This window comes from Paraburkholderia sp. SIMBA_030 (assembly GCF_046535245.1).
GTDB lineage: Bacteria > Pseudomonadota > Gammaproteobacteria > Burkholderiales > Burkholderiaceae > Paraburkholderia.
Genome location: NZ_JAWRXB010001389.1, coordinates 1 through 244 on the forward strand (window position 1 = coordinate 1; position 244 = coordinate 244).

1 pseudogene is annotated in these 244 nt (G+C 61.1%); it reads left to right on the forward strand.

Features of this window, described 5'->3' with window-relative positions:
* Window positions 1-80: 80 nt before the first annotated feature.
* A pseudogene (locus tag SB772_RS44595) lies at window positions 81-244 on the forward strand (aromatic ring-hydroxylating dioxygenase subunit alpha); the annotation flags it as partial.

A 244-nucleotide genomic window follows, 5' to 3' on the forward strand; every position in this document is an offset into this window, starting at 1 on the left:
CGCGAACCGACCTGCTGGTACTCGATCTGTAGACGGACCGCGCGGCGCGCGGCGGAAAACCACAATACTGGAGACGATCAATGGCGCATCATGCCGCACCACTAATCAATACTACTAAGTTTCCTATCGACCGATGGTGGGTCGCCGCGCTGTCATCCGAACTGACGGACAAACCTGTCGCGCGCACATTGCTCGGCCGCCCGGTCGTGCTGTTCCGTCTGCTGTCCGGGGAAGTCGGTGCGCT